We start from the raw sequence: 1,618 nt of genomic DNA on the forward strand, positions 1-1,618 counted from the left end.
CGGTACTATCACCTTCGGCTAGTCTGACGCATTTAACTATCAAACCAATACCTACCGGCTTCAACGCGGTATTCCGTCACCGCGCGGATCTTTCATCACTCCGTCACTCCATTGCCTGTATAACCAGTACGGGAATATTAACCCGTTGTCCATCGACTACCCCTCTCGGGTTCGCCTTAGGTCCCGACTAACCCTGATCCGATTAACGTTGATCAGGAAACCTGGGTCTTACGGTGGGCGGGTTTCTCGCCCGCCTTATCGTTACTTATGCCTACATTTGCTTTTCCAAAAGCTCCAGCACACCTTACGGTATACCTTCGCCGCCGTTGGAATGCTCCCCTACCACTCCGCCTGGGGCGGAATCCTTCGCTTCGGTACCAGATTTGATGCCCGATTATTATCGACGCCCTGTCGCTCGACCAGTGAGCTGTTACGCACTCTTTAAAGGAATAGCTGCTTCCAAGCTAACCTCCTGGCTGTCTCTGCAACTGGACCACCTTTGTTCAACTTAATCTGGATTTGGGGACCTTAGCGGAAGGTCTGGGTTCTTTCCCTCTCGGACTGGGACCTTAGCACCCCAGCCCTCACTGCCGGTTCTGTATGGCGGCATTCGGAGTTCGTCAGGATTTGGTAGGATGTGACTCCCCCTAGTCCTATCGGTAGCTCTACCTCCGCCATACAATTCCCGACGCTGTTCCTAAAAACATTTCGGGGAGTACGAGCTATTTCTCAGTTTGATTAGCCTTTCACCCCTACCCACAGCTCATCCGGAAGCTTTTCAACGCTTATCGGTTCGGTCCTCCAGTTGGTTTTACCCAACCTTCAACCTGGCCATGGGTAGATCACTAAGTTTCGCGTCTACCCCCTCCGACTCAAGCGCCCTTTCAGACTCGCTTTCGCTCCGGGTGCGGCACTGAATGCCTTACCCTTGCCGGAGAGGAGTAACTCGTAGGCTCATTATGCAAAAGGCACGCCGTCACCACATCGCGTGGCTCCGACCGCTTGTAAGCGCACGGTTTCAGGTTCTATTTCACCCTCCTATTCGGAGTACTTTTCACCTTTCCCTCACGGTACTCGTCCACTATCGGTCTCTCAGGAGTATTTAGCCTTACCGGATGGTGCCGGCAGTTTCAATCGGGATTTCTCCGGTCCCGACCTACTCAGGATACCCGTCTCGCAAACCACGCTTCCAGTACGGGACTCTCACCCCCTGTGGTCGGCCTTCCCATGCCGTTCCCGTCGCGTCGTCATTGATCATACAGGTCCTACAACCCCGTGCATGCCGTAACAGGCACGGTTTGGGCTCCTCCGCTTTCGCTCGCCACTACTCACGGAATCATTGTTATTTTCTCCTCCTATGGGTACTTAGATGTTTCAGTTCCCCACGTTCGCTTTCCTTACGGAATAGTCCGCCGATGGCGGACTGGGTTGCCCCATTCGGATATCCACGGATCGTTTCGCATTGGCCGATCCCCGTGGCTTTTCGCAGCTTATCACGTCCTTCCTCGCCTCTGAGAGCCTAGGCATCCCCCGTGCGCCCTTAGTCACTTACTCTACTTACGTCCCGGTTTCCCGGGACCTCTGTTACAATTTCTACTTCGATATGTCAATGAACTTG

Annotated in this window: 1 rRNA gene; it reads right to left on the bottom strand. The window is 53.7% G+C overall.

Annotated features, from left to right (window positions below):
• Positions 1-1,554 (bottom strand): 23S ribosomal RNA (locus J0A68_RS22340); the annotation flags it as partial.
• Positions 1,555-1,618: the final 64 nt, after the last annotated feature.

Source organism: Algoriphagus oliviformis, assembly GCF_017254915.1.
Classification (GTDB): domain Bacteria; phylum Bacteroidota; class Bacteroidia; order Cytophagales; family Cyclobacteriaceae; genus Algoriphagus; species Algoriphagus oliviformis.